This is a genomic window from Roseibium limicola (assembly GCF_017313085.1).
Classification (GTDB): Bacteria; Pseudomonadota; Alphaproteobacteria; order Rhizobiales; family Stappiaceae; genus Roseibium; species Roseibium limicola.
Genome location: NZ_JAFLNF010000007.1, coordinates 205,887 through 220,701 on the forward strand (window position 1 = coordinate 205,887; position 14,815 = coordinate 220,701).

Here is a 14,815-nt window from a genome sequence, read left to right on the forward strand (position 1 = left end):
ACCGTCCCGGTACTTCTGCTTGTGCAGGTATCACCTTTCGAATGCCCCTACGCCGGACCAGCTCTTGACCCGCCAAAACCTCGTCGACCACACTATTCTGATCGCCGGTTCGTTGATCATGTGCGTCCCGCTCTGCATGGTGTTTCTGGCAACCACACACGAAGCAGGTACACCGGGTAGCAGTGGCCTGACCCTGGTCCCCGGATCGCATTTTCTAGAAAATTACCGGGACATGCTGACCCTGAAGGCCGGCTTTGGCGGCGATATCACAGCCCTTGGCATGATCTGGAATTCCTTTCTGCTCGCCACCGGCTTTGCAGCGGTCAAGGTCAGCTTCTCGCTGGCCGCAGCGTATGGGTTGAGCTACTTCCGGGTTCCTGCGGCTGGCTTCATCTTCTGGCTGTTGCTGTTGTCATTGATGCTGCCGCTGGAATCCCGCTTCCTGCCGACTTTCGACGTGCTGACCCACTTCGGGCTGGTCGACACCACCGCAGGACTCGTGCTGCCATTGGCTGCCTCCGGGCTGGGAACCATCTTCTTTCTGCAATTCCTGAAAACCCTGCCGGAAACCTTGGTCGAAGCCGCGCGCCTCGATGGCGCCGGGCCTTTCCGCTTCTTTCGCGACATTCTCGTGCCGCTCTCCGCACCAATGGCCGGCGCCCTGTTCCTGGTGCTGTTTGTCACCGGCTGGAATCAATATCTCTGGCCGGTGCTCGTCACCTCAAGCGAGGACGGATACACCCTTGTTCGCGGTCTTCAGTACTTCGGCAACGGAAGCCTTTACGGCAAGATGCTGGCCTGTTTAGCCGTCCTTCCCCCCGCCCTGCTGATCCTCGTGTTTCAGCGCCAGTTCGTCAAAGGCTTGTTCGATGGCAGTCACTGATCAGGAAACCCCGCCCATGTCTCATGCTCATCCCGCCATCATCTTCGATTGCGACGGCGTTCTGGTCGATTCAGAAGTCATCTACCTGGCAGCAGAGGCCGAGCACCTGGCAACGATTGGCCTGACATATGACGAAAACGCCTATCGCAAGCGCTTTCTCGGTCTGAACAGCCGAGACCTTATCTCCGGCTTGCGCGCCGACCACGAAGAAATGGGATCCGGGACTTTTCCTGAGGATTTCCATGTCAGAATGATGCACACGGCTTACGCACGGATGGAGACAGACCTCGAAGCCATCTCCGGCATCCACGACCTCTTGCGCAGCCACATCGGACCGCGCGCCGTGGCCTCCTCCTCCGCGCTCGACAAGCTACATTGGAAGCTCGAAAAGACCGGAATTTCACCTTTCTTCGATCACCACATCTACTCTGGCGATCAGGTCGAAAACGGCAAGCCGGCACCCGATCTCTTTCTGATGACAGCGCAGGCCATCGCCACCCCTCCGGCAGACTGCATTGTCATCGAGGACAGCCGCAACGGCGTTCAGGCCGGCATTGCAGCAGGCATGACTGTCTGGGGTTTTGTCGGTGGCGGCCACAACTACGACGGCCTGTCAGAGACCCTGATGGATGCTGGTGCTGACAGGGTTTTCACCAACCACACAGAAATGGCCGATCATCTGGCCCGGTTGGCCAGCGCATAAAAAAGCCCGGGCGAAAATACTCCACCCGGGCCTGAAATGATATTCTAGAGCTGCTCAGCGCAGGATATCGCTTTCCGGTGTCGCGCTGATCTTGTGAATGGCCAGATCCGCACCCTTGCGCTCGTCTTCTGCGCTCAGCCGAAGGCCAATGACAGCCTTCAGTCCGCCATAGACCACGAGCCCCAGCGCGAAGGCATAGGCAACGCCGGCGAAGGTGCCTATGAGCTGCGAGACGAGCGATACACCTCCCAGACCGCCCAGGCTTTCCAGCCCGAAAATCCCCGCAGCAATACCGCCCCACAGGCCGCAAAGCCCATGCAACGGCCAGACACCCAGCACATCGTCTATCTTCAGCTTGTTCTGACACAGCTCGAAACCCTTGACGAAGAGCGCACCGGCAAGACCACCGACAATCAGACTGCCGACCGGATGCATGATGTCCGAGCCGGCACACACGGCCACCAGACCCGCCAGTGCGCCATTGTGGACGAAGCCCGGATCATTGCGACCCACCACCAGCGCAGTCAGGATGCCGCCGACCATCGCCATCAGCGAGTTGATGGCAACCAGCCCAGAAGCGGCTCCCAGCGAGCCAGCGGTCATGACGTTGAAGCCGAACCAGCCAACGCACAGCATCCATGATCCCAGCGCCAACCACGGAATGGAAGACGGCGGAATGCCGATAACACGCCCCTTGGCATCATAGCGCCCCAGACGGGTGCCGAGCAGCAGTACGGCCGCCAGGGCGATCCAGCCACCGACGGCATGCACCACAACAGACCCCGCAAAGTCGTGAAAGCCTGCGCCAAATGTCAGCTCAAGCCAGCTCTGCAGACCGAAGTTGCCGTTCCAGACAATACCTTCAAACAGCGGGTACCCGATCCCCACCAGGGCAGCCGTTGCCAGGCACTGCGGCAGGAATTTCATCCGCTCGGCTATGCCGCCGGAAATGATAGCCGGAATAGCGGCTGCAAATGTCGTCAGGAAGAAGAATTTGACCAAGGTCAGACCTTGCAGCTCGAAGTCCCCCCCGCCGCCCGACAATGTGGCCGCATCCACCAGAAAGCTGGTGCCATAGGCGAAGCTGTAGCCGACAAAGAAGTAGACAACGGTCGAGATGGCGAAATCGACCAGGATCTTCACCAGGGCATTCACCTGATTCTTGTGCCGCACCGTGCCGACTTCCAGAAAGGCGAAGCCGCCGTGCATGGCGAAAACCAGGATGGCTCCCATCAGGACGAAGAACACGTCTCCGCCCACCGATGAATTGGACATTAGTTGCTCCCTTTTATGCCGCCCGCTTATTTTTTAGGCGGTTTATAGCCACCTGCTATACAAGCCGCATGCCAGTCAGGCAGAAGCGCCCAATTCCACATCAAATGAAACAGAAACAAGCAAGATTCTTCAGGATCGGCAGTCATCGCCTAAATAAAGGGCGCAAAAAATAGGCAAACGCAATAAAAATAGTCAAATCAACATCTCCGCCAGTTCTTAAGGTCAAAAAGCGACAAGAGACCTGCGGAGACAAAAAAAGCCCAGGGACGAACCCCGGGCTTAATTCTGACAGTCTGAACGAGCAGACCGCTATGGAAGTTGGCTTTTAGCGACCGGAGCCGATGCCGAATTCCGGATAGGCTTCGACGCCGATTTCGACTTTGTCGAGACCCAGTGCCTCTTCCTCTTCCGTCACGCGGATGCCCATGACTGCCTTCAGGATGAACCAGACGATCGCAGAAGCAACCAGCGTGAACACACCGTAGCAGACGATACCGATCAGCTGGGTACCATAGGACGTGTCAGCGTTGGAGAACGGTACGATGAAGGTGCCCCAGATACCTGCAAGCAGGTGCACCGGGATGGCGCCAACAACGTCATCGATCTTCAGCTTGTCCAGCGCCGGTACGGCGAAGACAACAATCGCACCACCGATACCACCGATGATCACAGCCTGCAGCACGGACGGAGCCAGCGGCTCAGCAGTGATGGAGACGAGACCAGCAAGAGCACCGTTCAGGGCCATCGTGACGTCGACCTTCTTGTAGAGGATCTGGGTCAGGATGATGGCAACAACAACACCGGCTGCAGCAGCCATGTTGGTGTTGGCGAAGATGCGGGAAACGTCGGAAACATCACCGATTGTGCCCATTGCGAGCTGGGATGCGCCGTTGAAACCAAACCAACCGAGCCACAGGATGAATGTACCCAGGGTCGCCAGCGGCATGGAGGAACCCGGCATCGGGAAGACGGAGCCGTCAGCGCCGTACTTGCCCTTTCGAGCACCAAGGATAAGAGCACCAGCGAGAGCTGCCCAGCCACCAACGGAGTGAACAAGAGTGGAACCAGCGAAATCGGAGAAGCCCATTTCGGAAAGGAAGCCACCGCCCCACTGCCAGGAACCGGCGATCGGGTAGATGAAGCCGGTCAGCACGACCGTGAAGACCAGGAAAGGCCACAGCTTGATGCGCTCAGCCAGGGTACCGGACACGATGGACGCGGTCGTGGCACAGAACACCATCTGGAAGAACCAGTCGGACGCTGTGGAGTAACCGGTGTCGAGCGCATTCCCGCCGACCGGATCGAAGGAGTACGGACCGAAGGAGCCGATGAAGCCGCCGTCAACGCCAGCGTACATCAGGTTATACCCTGTGATCCAGAACATCAGGCCTGCGATGGAATACAGGGCGATGTTCTTCAGGCACTGCATGGAAACGTTCTTGGAGCGAACGAGACCGGCTTCAAGCATTGCGAAGCCTGCAGCCATCCACATGACGAGGAAGCCGCCAATGAGGAAGAGCAGGGTGTTGAGAATATATTGGGTCTCAGCGGTCACACCGGAGTCCTGAGCCAGCGCAGGGGCTACCATAAGCCCAAGAGCGCCAAGCGTAGCCGCGCCTTTAGCGACAAGTTTGGTCATGATTTTTTCCCTCAAGACAATCAAAGAGCTTCGGCGTCGGTTTCGCCGGTGCGGATACGGACCACCTGATCGATGGAATAGACGAAGATCTTGCCGTCGCCGATCTGGCCGGTCTTGGCAGCAACGGAAATGACTTCCACGACCTTTTCGACTGCGTCGCCGGAGACAGCGACTTCAATCTTCAGTTTCGGCAGGAAGCTGACCGCGTATTCGGTACCACGGTAGATTTCGGTATGACCCTTCTGTCGGCCATAACCCTTTACCTCGGTCACAGTCAGGCCCTGGATGCCGATGCCGGTGAGCGCGTCACGCACTTCATCGAGCTTGAACGGCTTGATAATGGCCATCACAATTTTCATTGCTCGTTCCCATTCCTTTTCCTGTTGCCCCCTCCCGGTGAAGAGGCACTCAACCGGCCCGTATGGTCCCCTCTCGGGTCCCGGTGAAGGCTCTCGGAAGAGCCTCCTCTCTCGGACCTGTCCCGCCCCCCTTTCGGACAGGGAGAGACGAAAACCGGAGCCGGTGTCGGTCTCTTAGAAACAAGTACCGTGCCAACTCGGCAGACCATGTCGCAGAACGGCAGAATTCCGGGGTTTCAAGCAAGTGAACGGAGGAATGCGGAAAATTACGAAGGGGGATTCGGCAGGTGCGATACCCGTCAATCGCACAGAAAATGTGCAATTACTGAAAAACGCACACAAAACACGCAAAGACATGTCGAAACCATGTCATCGGCTAAAATCCATGCAAGGTTTCTGCTGCAGTTTGGAGCAAACGCCGTGGCTTTGGACGCAAACAGCAGCGATTTACCTTTGAGAAAGAATTGGCTCGGTGCCGCGCCAATCCGCAAGATCAGCGCAGCCAGGCACATGCGTTTCTCTCGAAACGCCAAGCCTCAGGCGGAAAACCCGCCGTCCTTCAGGTACGCCGCTTCTTCCGGGGTGGTGTCGCGACCCAAGACCTGATTGCGGTGCGGAAACCGGCCAAACCGGCGGATCACATCCATATGCAGCAGGGCATAGTGGTAATAATTCTGAATGCCGAGACGCCGGCAGAGATCAACAGACATGTCCTGCGCAGCCATATCTTCAGCGTGTTCAAACGGCAGGTAGAAAAACGCCCTGACCTCTTTGGGGAAGACAATGTCAAACCGATTGTCGCAGGCATGACGCGCCAACCTCAAGGCATCCGGATCGCTCGCGAAGGCTTTGGCGTCACCACGATAGACGTTGCGCGGAAACTGATCGAGCAGGATGATCAACGCCAGCGTCCCATGCGGTGTGGCCTCCCAATCAGAAAGCTTGCCCTCACTGGCCAGTTTCATCACCTCTGAAAACCTGGTGCGGATTTCCGCGTCGAAAGCGTCGTCGCGTGCGAACCACTTCGGTGCGCCAGCCGCCCACCAAAAGTCTATAACGTCGATTGCTCCGGCTGTACCCTTGTCCATGTTACCGTCCCTTTGCTCTATCCGATGCGAGACACGCACCGCCTGTTTGCGATATAGGAAGTCCGGCAGACAGAAGAAGTTGTGCCAGCGGCCTTCTTTAAGAAACGTACAGGATCATGGCTTTGCCCGACGTAGAAGTTTTGGATCTCAAGGGTTTGAAATGCCCGCTCCCGGTGCTGAAAACGAAAAAGGCCATGAAGGCCCTCGCCAGCGGCACCACCGTGGAAGTCATCACCACGGACCCCATGGCCTTCATCGACATTCCGCATTTCTGCAATGAGCACGGGCACAAGCTGAAGAGCAGCGAAAAGGATGGCGACAACGGACGCTTCCTGATCGAGAAGGCCTGATCGACGGGACCGCCTCAGACGTAGCTGTCCATGGCTGCCGCCAGTTCAAAATCCAGATCGGTCAAACCTCCCGCGTCATGGGTGGTCAACTTCACATTCACCGTGCGGTAGACATTGCTCCATTCCGGATGATGATCGAGCTTTTCCGCCATCAGCGCCACGCGCGACATGAAACCAAACGCTTCACTGAAGTCTGCGAACTTGAACGTCTTGGAGATGACCCCGCCGCTCTCGTCCAAGGCATTCCATCCCTGCAACGGCTGCAATTTCACCGCCACTTCACCTGGTGTCAGTCGTGTAGCCACTTTTACCTCCATTTCGACCGCAGTTTGAGAATGAGCGCTTTCGTCTCTTGCGCCGCTCGTCGCTCCCTCGTCACACGCCGCTGACAGGGCGGCCACGAAGGAGTATCCAGAAAGCAGACGTCTCGCGGACCGCTCCGGTTCCACATCATTTCACCCGACGGCAAAGCCCGGCAACACAATTCGGATCAGCCATGACCTCTGTGCTTTTTGTCTGTCTTGGAAACATCTGCCGCTCGCCTCTGGCCGAAGGTATCTTCCGCGAAACCGTGAAACGCGCCGGCATCGAGGGCGAATTTCAAGTCGCCTCCGCCGGGACAGGCGCCTGGCATGTGGGCAACCCGCCAGACCCGCGCTCGATCGCGATCGCCGACGCCAATGGCATCGACATTTCCCGGCAGCGCCCAGCAGGTCCAGCCCGCGGATTTTCAGCAGTTTGATTTCATTCTGGCTATGGATCCGGACAATCTTGCCGCGTTGACGCGTCTACACAAACAGCTTGGCGGCACCCGTCCCCGGCTGTTTCTGCAAGATCCGCCGGCAGCCGTTCCAGACCCCTACTATGGTGGTGAGGACGGATTCGAAACCGTGTTCCAGCTGATTTCCCAAGGCAGCCTACGCCTTCTCGATGAAGTGAGACCGAACACACGTTCACAATAGCGTTGCGCGATCTTTCTAAAACATGGAAGCCGTTTGAGAAGGTGACTCCTCAATGAAATTGATCTGGTCGGTTATTGCCTTATTTCTGTTTGCCCTTGGGCTGGCAACTGTCTGGTTACCGATCCCGACAGGCGTTCCTCTGATGGCATTCGGCCTGATCCTGTTGATCGGCAGCAGCCGCAAGGCAGCACGGACCTTGCGAAAACGACGCAAAACCGGCCGCCGGCTCAACAGCCTCTTCATTTGGATCGAAGACCGCACGCCGAGCCAATTCGCCCGCATTCTGCGCCGGACGCGCCCGGCCACACGACCAACAGCGCCTCAGCAGCAACTGCCACAAACGTCCTCTTGAAGTCACATTTCGGATCTCCACATCGAGTCTTGGGGTTAACTGGGCACATGCGTTGCGGCCATCATGACCGCATCGCTCAACTGGGAGTTCAGCCATGACTGGCATCAGCATCGACCATGACGCTTGGGTGTTTATCGGAGATGGAGAGAAGGCGCTCGTCTTCCGCAATGAAGGCGACAAGGATTACCCGAACCTTCAGGTGATCCGACATGTGCAGTCCGATAATCCAAAGACCAGCGAACAGGGAACCGATGCCCCGGGCCGCTTCAACGACGGCCCTGGCCCGCAGCGCAGTGCGGCGGAAACCACAGATTGGCACACACTGGAGAAGCACCGCTTCGCCAAGGATATGGCGGATATGCTCTACAAGGCAGCCCACAGAGGCGACTTCAAGAAACTGGTCGTCGCGGCTCCGCCAATGATTTTGGGCGACCTGCGAAAGGCGTTCCACAAGGAGGTCAAGTCCAGAATCGTGGCTGAAGTCGACAAGGAACTGACCGGGCACCCGCCCCATGAGATCGAAAAGATCCTGGCCAACATCCATTGATGTCAGCCTAGGTCTGAGCGGTGATCAGCCGCTTTTGAACTTACCAAGAAACCGGTGCGCGGCCCCTGATAACCGCGCACCGGTTCTTTTTGCCTCAACATGAAGTCTGCGTCCAAAACGGGTGAATTTCTCGTCCAGCCAGCTATCCCGCAAACCTCCCGCTCCAGGGCGATAAATCAGCCGATGGACAAGCAGGATGACAAGCAGCGTCAGCCCCCAGGACAGCAGTGTGTCGGACAGAAAATGCCCGCCAAAGACGATCCGATTCAGCGATAGCAACAGGCTTAGGGGCAGGAAGAACGCCAGAAACAGCGGTCTCCAGGCCAGCGGCGCCACAAAAACGACAGCTGCCACAAGCCACATGCCGGCAGAAGCCTCCCCGGACACGAAGGAGCAATTGGTGTCGCACCACTGGGTGATTTTCCAGACCGGCTGATAGGGCATATCGCCGCCAAAAATCTCGACCATCACCGGACGCGGCCGCCCCCAATTGTTCTTCAGGATCAAATTGACCAGAACGCCGGGACCGAGGATCAGGCTGGTCAGCAGGAACACCGGCATGCGCAGTGGCATCAGCGGGCGCCGTCCTGGCAGCACCAGCTTGAGTAACAGGGTCAGGAGGCAGGCAATCGCGATCAGCTTAACCAGATGCGGCCCAAGATGGCGAAAGCGACGAAGCAACGGCTCAGACTTGGCGAAAAATCCGCCCACATCGGAATAAAACAGCCCGCTCGCCCACAGGTCGACCTGTGGAAACAGCAAAAAGAACGCCGACACTGCCACGATATAAAGACAGACAGAAACAACCGGCCGATGTGCAATCCAGCGACAGCCAGCTGACAGAGCCGCAGTTTTCATAGTCTTGTTTTCCAAGCCATCTTCCATCGGCGCTCTTTAGCCCATTCAGTCGCGAGCGCCAATGGCCGAAACAACCCGTCGCCGGACCGGTTTCTTCAAAGCACGCCCTCCCGGATCCGCTCCCGATAGGTCCGCACCACTTCGGTAGCCTCATACAGGATCGCAGGATCAACCGGCTTACGAACGATGGCGGTGATACCAGCTTCCCGACATGTGTCTTCCGAAAAGGTCTCGGAGCCGGCCGTCACCAGAAGGACCGGGGGTGTGTTGAGCCCCTCCAGAGTTTTCAGCGCATGAGCAAATGCAATGCCGTTTCCACCCGGCATGTGAAGGTCGACAATAAAGCCGTCGTAACTGCGCTGGTCGAGCAGTGTCAGCGCAGTTTCCACCTCCCCGACCACGTCACAAGAATGTGCAAATGACTGCAGAACAGCCGACAGCAACTGCCGGTTCGGCCCATTGTCATCAATGATCATCACATGACCGCAGCCCCGAGAAATATCTTCAGCTGCTGCGAGGTCACAAACCACCGGCACCAGATTTTCCGGAGCAAGCGGAACAGACACTTCAAAGACTGCCCCGGACCCATCTACAGGGGCACGATACGACAGTTCGCCGCCATGCTCCCGCAGCAGCGTTCGGGCACCATAAAGCCCAAGTCCTTGCCCGCCGGCTCGCTCTGCACTAAGGCCCCCACGGACGTAGGGCTTGAACAGCCCATCCCCCAGACCCGGCTCAACTCCCGGGCCGTGATCGCGGACAATAACCTGCAGAAACGCAGCATCACCGGATAGGTCGCGCTGTTCATCGGCCTTTGCAACAACTGCCACCGAGACATGCACGTCGCCCGATCCCGCGTAGTTCAACGCATTATCCAGCAGAACCGACACCGTGCGTCGCAGAACCCGGCTCAGAGAGCCGTTGAGGCGAACCGCATCGCGCCCCTCATCCACTGCGATGGCAACATCCTGCTGGTCTGCACGTGCCTGAAAGAGAGCAACAACGTCCCTGATCAGTCGAGCCCCATCCTGAGCGCGGGCTTCAGGCGCATGAGGGTCCCCCGTTGAGCGGCCTTCCCCATCATCGCCGGATGTCGGCTCCAGTTCCCGCGTCAGATCCAGAAGCGCATCGATAGCCCCGACCATCAGATCCATCCTCTGTGCCTGCCGGTCATTCAACCCGTCCTCGGCAATCAGATCTGCCGTCAACCGCATCGCAGACAAAGGCGTTCGGAGGTCATGGAGAAGTAAAGACAGACGTTCTTCCGATTTCAAGTGGCGCCCCCTTGCCAGACCGCGTTGCTCAGGTCATTTTTGCAATTGTATCCAGATGCACCGCACAATCGAATTTCTACGCGGTTAATCATTGTTCGGCAGCCTACCAGTCCCACAGGCGCAGCAGAACCGAAATTTGCCCGCCCCGCCTCTCCGGCGTCACAGCCTTCCCGCTTCAGGCGAATACCTAATGTCTTTGGAAATTCTCTTCATTGTCGCCCCGGTCTTCCTCCTCATCGGTATCGGATACTTGGTTGCGCGCTTTGGACTTCTGTCACCGGAAGTCGGAGAGGCTCTGGGACAATTCGTCTATGTGATCGCCATCCCCGTGTTGCTCTTCAAGACCCTGAGCACCGTGGATCTGGGAGGAGAAACCCCTTGGGCTCTGTGGGCGACCTATTTCGGCGGTGTCTTCATCAACTGGACAATTGCCGCGCTGATGATCCGCAAGGTGTTTCATCGTGACGCCCGCGCCTGCGCTATCGCCGGTATCAGTTCATCCTTCGCCAACACGGTGATGGTTGGACTGCCGCTGGTGTCCGCTGTCTATGGCGATGAGGGCATGACGGCCCTTCTCCTCATCCTGTCGATCCACTTGCCGGTGATGACTGTGCTGATTGCCGTGATCATGGAGCGTGCCGCCCAGAGCGATGGGGTAGGAGAAGGATCCAGCCTGCGACAGACCCTGAAAAGCGTTCTGAAAAGCCTGGCAACCAACCCGATTGTCATCGGCCTGCTCGCCGCCGTTGTCTGGCGCCTTTTCGGCTTGCCCGTCACCGGCATCTTGAAGGATGTACTGGAAAGAATTGCCGGGACGGCGCTGCCTGTGGCCCTGCTCTCTCTTGGCATGAGCATGGTAGCCTACGGCATTCGTGGAAACCTGATACCGGGCATTCTGCTCAGCAGCCTGAAGGTCGCGGTAATGCCGGCTCTGGTGTTTTGCCTGGGGGCTTTCGTCTTCAACCTGTCGCCGCTCTGGACGTCCGTCGCAACTTTGACCGCCGCCTGCCCGACCGGCGTCAACGCCTATATCTTTGCCAACAAATACGGCACCGGCCACGCCATGTCGTCCAACTCGATCACCCTGACCACCCTCTTTGCCGTGCTCACAACAGGCATGTGGGGCAGTTTCCTGCACATGTGGTCAGGCTGATGAGGTGCCGGTTCGCTGGATGTCCAACCCTTTGCTCGTTGCTGCCAGATTGGCCGTTGCGTCAGCCTTGATCACCATTTCACGGAATTTGTCATAAGGCACTGGTGGACTCCAGAGATAGCCCTGGCCGATGTTCGCGCCAAGCTCGCGCATAAAATCATGCTCCAGGTCCGTCTCGATGCCTTCGGCCACAGTGCGCATCTTCAGCTGCCGTGCTAGCAACAGAATGACCTGAATCATTCCACGCCTGTTCTCGTCCTCGCCGATGTTCATGACGAAGGACCGGTCGATCTTCAGCGTGTCGAATGGCAGAGATGTCAGTGTGCCGAGATTGGAAAAACCGGTACCGAAATCATCTATGGCAAAAGACACACCTTCCTCTTTAAGCGGCATCATCTGCTGGCGCACGCTTTCGGCTGAGGCGCCCAGCGCGGATTCAGTAATTTCAAGCTCGATCTGATCCATCGGGAACCCACTTTCCCCGAGCAATCCAAGCGTCCGATCCGTGAAAAAATCCGCCTGAAACTGCACGGGCGAGACATTAATGGCAATTTTCTGCCGGAAACCTTCCAGGCTCAGACGCTGCATATCTGTCAGGGATTGTTGAAGCACGAACTCGCCAATCGATGACATCAATCCGCATTCTTCCGCCATTGGAATGAAACGGAACGGCGACACATTGCCAAGCTCCGGATTGTGCCAGCGCAACAGCGCCTCGGCACCGATGATGCGGCCTGATTTCAGATCCACCTTGGGCTGATAATAGACCTGCAATTCATTGTGGTTCAGTGCTTCACGCAGATGCTTCTCGATGGTCTCACGCTCTTCCGCTGCATTGCGGATAGCCTGATTGTAGACGACCATCCGGTCGCGACCGCTTTGCTTCGCCGCGAACATTGCCATGTCTGCGCTTCTCAAAACCTCGTCAGACGCTTCTCCGTGCTCCGGGTACATCGCCACCCCGACCGACCCTCTGACCTTCAAATTCAGATTGTCGACACGGAGCGGGCGTCTCAGCTCGCGCAGGATCTCCTCAACCAGTGCATTGACGATGTCAGTGTCCGTAATGTTGGGAAGCAGAACGACGAACTCATCTCCCGACCAACGCGACAGGAACGGCTTGGTGTCCAGTCCATCTTTCACCGCCCGCTCAAACAGCAATCCTAGACGCTCCGAAACCATCAAAAGCAAGCGGTCGCCCACTTCGTGGCCGTACATGTCGTTGATCGATTTGAAGCGATCCAGATCGACCAGAAGCATCGCCCCTTTGGCACCTGGAACCTGATCGATTTTCTTGTTCGCTACATTGCCGAACTTCAGCCGATTGGGCAGATAAGTTATGTGATCCACATTGGCGAGATGCTCGATCCGCATGATTGTGCGTTGGAGATTTTGAGCCATCATCCGGAAGGCAGTCTGAAGTTCTCCGACTTCTCCACCACTGTCAGTCTTGAAATGTGGATCCAGAAACCCCTGAGCTGCCTCATTCGCCGCAACGGTGACCGTGCTGATGCCTTTGGTCGTGCGGTAAAGCAAAAATGCTGCAACTGGTAAGAAGAACAAGAAAATCAACAAAGTAGTCTGAATGGACTGTTGAATGATTTCAGCTCTGGCCTCTGCCAATCCTTGCTTGGTCACGACGATAGCGACAACACCAGAGACCTCAGAGCTGACAATGACAGGTTCGTACCAGGTGAGTGTTTCCGCATCTTCAATCTTGCTGCTCTGCCCATTTTCATAAACCGACTGCAGGATCTCCGGGCTGGTGATCGGACGCAGCTTGTCACGCAAAAAGCTCTCGCCCGAAGCGTCGAAGACATCGACGCCAACGACCTGCGTATCGAATGTCATGCCGCGAGCAAGCCTGCGGATTTCGCTCCAGTCGAAATCTACGATGTGTCCGCGGCTCAGATTGATGAGAACCTGTGCATGATGGGAGGCGTCCTCAACCAGTTGCGCCTCAAATTTCTTTGTAGAATTAAGATAACTCACGAATCCGTTGAGAACTGAAAGAGCCAACAGGACGATAGCAATATAAAGCGTCGAACGGACAAACACGCGACCAAGGATACGGCGTGTTCTTCGGACGGCCCGTGAAAAATTTGGCATAATAGAGCGCTTTCCCGTCAATCTTGCAGTCGCCGCAAACAGGCAACTTCAGCTGAAGAGCTGATACCGCTCAAAAACCGAAGTAAGCCACGCCACCTGAAGTAGAGAAAGTCCTTAACCCCACAATCAGACCTGCAGAAGATTAGGTTTTTAAAATGTACAATTCACTAAAGCTTCAAAAAATCTGTTTATTGAAGTATTAATGTGATTTTTTACAATGATATTATCATCTATCAACTAAGTCCAAAATGGAATAGATTTCAGAAATTTGAAAATCCCGCTCCCGAAGGCTCTGCGATCCAGAAGACTTGGACAGCTTCATGCCATCGTTTGCCGCAATCAGCCGGTGATGCCGATATCGTGGAGCCGGCAAACCTAGGAGCTCCTGCAAAAGCCGATGCACCGACGTCGCATGATAAAGATCCCGCCCCCGAATGACATCGGTCACCTCTTGCGCAGCGTCGTCGACAACAACAGAGACATGATAGCTGGTCGGGCAATCCTTGCGGGCAAGAACCACATCCCCCCAGGCTGCCGGATCGGCTTCAATCAGCTGCCCCTCGTCCCAAGCTGCAAGCAATGCTGCCCGAGCGTCGAACTCCGAAGCGCCTTCCCACCAGAAAAGCGGACGGTTCACCAAAGAAAGCGCTGCTGCCATATCCAGCCGGAGCGCAAACGGCGCTCCATCGGCACGCCGTCGTGCAATCTCGCAGCCACTCAGCACCAGCTCATCGCGCGGATAAAGCGGTGCGCCATCCGGATCTCGTGGCCAAGAAACGCTTGATGACTCCTGCGACGCCACATGGCGCCTGATCTCCGCCCGCGTCAGATACGCGCGATACGTCACCCCTAACGCTTCCAACCGGTTCAAGGCTTCGCCATATACAGAAAACCGATCCGACTGCCGCCAGACCTCTGCCTCAAATCGCAGTCCCAGTCGGGCAAGGTCCTCCAGAAGATCCGCTTCAAGCCGCGCTGTACAACGAACCGTATCGATGTTCTCGATCCGCAGCAGAAGCTTTCCACCCGTTGCCTGCGCCGCCTGGCCATTCAGGAGGGCGGACAATGCATGCCCCAGATGCAAGTGCCCGTTCGGAGATGGCGCAAATCGGAAGCAGGGGAGTGTGTTGGTCAAAGCTGGCCGGACCCAAAAAGACGGATTTCAAGCGATCTCTTGCCCGACAGGTAATACCCGGCTGGGCGGAACGCGATTTTCGTCCTATCACCTCTTTCTGCAAAGACCAAAAACCCTGAGACGACCGA

15 protein-coding genes and 1 pseudogene are annotated in these 14,815 nt (G+C 56.9%); 7 read left to right on the plus strand and 9 right to left on the minus strand.

Features of this window, described 5'->3' with window-relative positions; translation table 11 throughout:
• Positions 1-64: 64 nt before the first annotated feature.
• Both J0X15_RS16035 and J0X15_RS16040 read left to right on the plus strand, forming a co-directional pair.
• Complete coding sequence (locus tag J0X15_RS16035) at positions 65-883, plus strand: carbohydrate ABC transporter permease (protein ID WP_209015393.1); 819 nt, start codon at positions 65-67, stop codon at positions 881-883.
• A gap of 16 nt (positions 884-899) precedes the next feature.
• Positions 900-1,586, plus strand: coding sequence for an HAD family hydrolase (locus J0X15_RS16040; RefSeq protein WP_206942845.1), 687 nt, complete (start codon positions 900-902; stop codon positions 1,584-1,586).
• Between the two features lie 54 nt (positions 1,587-1,640).
• Here the strand turns inward: J0X15_RS16040 and J0X15_RS16045 are convergent, their stop codons facing one another.
• The 4 genes from J0X15_RS16045 to J0X15_RS16060 all read right to left on the minus strand — a co-directional run bounded on the left by J0X15_RS16045 (position 1,641) and on the right by J0X15_RS16060 (position 5,947).
• The gene (locus J0X15_RS16045; RefSeq protein ID WP_206942847.1) at positions 1,641-2,861 is read right to left on the minus strand and encodes an ammonium transporter; all 1,221 of its coding nucleotides are present in this window, start codon (positions 2,859-2,861) and stop codon (positions 1,641-1,643) included.
• A 325-nt stretch (positions 2,862-3,186) separates the two neighbouring features.
• On the minus strand, positions 3,187-4,500 hold the full coding sequence (locus J0X15_RS16050) for an ammonium transporter (protein WP_206942849.1): 1,314 nt from the start codon (positions 4,498-4,500) through the stop codon (positions 3,187-3,189).
• Positions 4,501-4,520: 20 nt separating this feature from the next.
• A complete protein-coding gene (locus J0X15_RS16055; protein WP_206942851.1) occupies positions 4,521-4,859 on the minus strand; it encodes a P-II family nitrogen regulator in 339 nt (112 codons plus the stop codon).
• A gap of 536 nt (positions 4,860-5,395) precedes the next feature.
• Positions 5,396-5,947: a DUF924 family protein gene (locus tag J0X15_RS16060; RefSeq protein ID WP_206942853.1), complete on the minus strand. Its 552-nt coding sequence runs from the start codon at positions 5,945-5,947 to the stop codon at positions 5,396-5,398.
• A gap of 116 nt (positions 5,948-6,063) precedes the next feature.
• On the opposite strand from J0X15_RS16060, the gene J0X15_RS16065 reads away from it, so the two are divergent.
• Positions 6,064-6,297, plus strand: a complete 234-nt coding sequence (locus J0X15_RS16065) for a sulfurtransferase TusA family protein (RefSeq protein ID WP_206942855.1) — start codon at positions 6,064-6,066, stop codon at positions 6,295-6,297.
• A gap of 14 nt (positions 6,298-6,311) precedes the next feature.
• Here the strand turns inward: J0X15_RS16065 and J0X15_RS16070 are convergent, their stop codons facing one another.
• The gene (locus tag J0X15_RS16070) at positions 6,312-6,602 is read right to left on the minus strand and encodes a 4a-hydroxytetrahydrobiopterin dehydratase (RefSeq protein WP_331461931.1); all 291 of its coding nucleotides are present in this window, start codon (positions 6,600-6,602) and stop codon (positions 6,312-6,314) included.
• Between the two features lie 191 nt (positions 6,603-6,793).
• On the opposite strand from J0X15_RS16070, the pseudogene J0X15_RS16075 reads away from it, so the two are divergent.
• From J0X15_RS16075 to J0X15_RS16085, 3 genes and pseudogenes are all read left to right on the plus strand, one after another.
• Positions 6,794-7,259: pseudogene (locus J0X15_RS16075) on the plus strand (low molecular weight protein-tyrosine-phosphatase).
• A gap of 52 nt (positions 7,260-7,311) precedes the next feature.
• On the plus strand, positions 7,312-7,611 hold the full coding sequence (locus J0X15_RS16080) for a hypothetical protein (RefSeq protein ID WP_206942857.1): 300 nt from the start codon (positions 7,312-7,314) through the stop codon (positions 7,609-7,611).
• 94 nt (positions 7,612-7,705) lie between these two features.
• Positions 7,706-8,158, plus strand: a complete 453-nt coding sequence (locus J0X15_RS16085; protein WP_206942859.1) for a baeRF12 domain-containing protein — start codon at positions 7,706-7,708, stop codon at positions 8,156-8,158.
• A gap of 24 nt (positions 8,159-8,182) precedes the next feature.
• Here J0X15_RS16085 and J0X15_RS16090 read toward each other — a convergent pair whose 3' ends face one another.
• Together J0X15_RS16090 and J0X15_RS16095 are read right to left on the minus strand one after the other, a co-directional pair.
• Positions 8,183-9,016 (minus strand): phosphatase PAP2 family protein, encoded by an 834-nt coding sequence (locus J0X15_RS16090; RefSeq protein WP_209015394.1) that lies wholly within the window; start codon positions 9,014-9,016, stop codon positions 8,183-8,185.
• A 95-nt stretch (positions 9,017-9,111) separates the two neighbouring features.
• Positions 9,112-10,290: an ATP-binding response regulator gene (locus tag J0X15_RS16095; protein WP_206942864.1), complete on the minus strand. Its 1,179-nt coding sequence runs from the start codon at positions 10,288-10,290 to the stop codon at positions 9,112-9,114.
• A gap of 190 nt (positions 10,291-10,480) precedes the next feature.
• Here J0X15_RS16095 and J0X15_RS16100 point away from each other — a divergent pair, with 190 nt between their 5' ends.
• Positions 10,481-11,443, plus strand: a complete 963-nt coding sequence (locus tag J0X15_RS16100) for an AEC family transporter (protein WP_206942866.1) — start codon at positions 10,481-10,483, stop codon at positions 11,441-11,443.
• On the opposite strand, the gene J0X15_RS16105 is transcribed toward J0X15_RS16100, so the two are convergent.
• On the minus strand, positions 11,435-13,435 hold the full coding sequence (locus tag J0X15_RS16105) for a putative bifunctional diguanylate cyclase/phosphodiesterase (RefSeq protein WP_206942868.1): 2,001 nt from the start codon (positions 13,433-13,435) through the stop codon (positions 11,435-11,437). The genes J0X15_RS16100 and J0X15_RS16105 overlap by 9 nt on opposite strands.
• A gap of 343 nt (positions 13,436-13,778) precedes the next feature.
• The gene (gene gluQRS, locus J0X15_RS16110) at positions 13,779-14,687 is read right to left on the minus strand and encodes a tRNA glutamyl-Q(34) synthetase GluQRS (RefSeq protein ID WP_206942870.1); all 909 of its coding nucleotides are present in this window, start codon (positions 14,685-14,687) and stop codon (positions 13,779-13,781) included.
• Between the last annotated feature and the right edge of the window lie 128 nt (positions 14,688-14,815).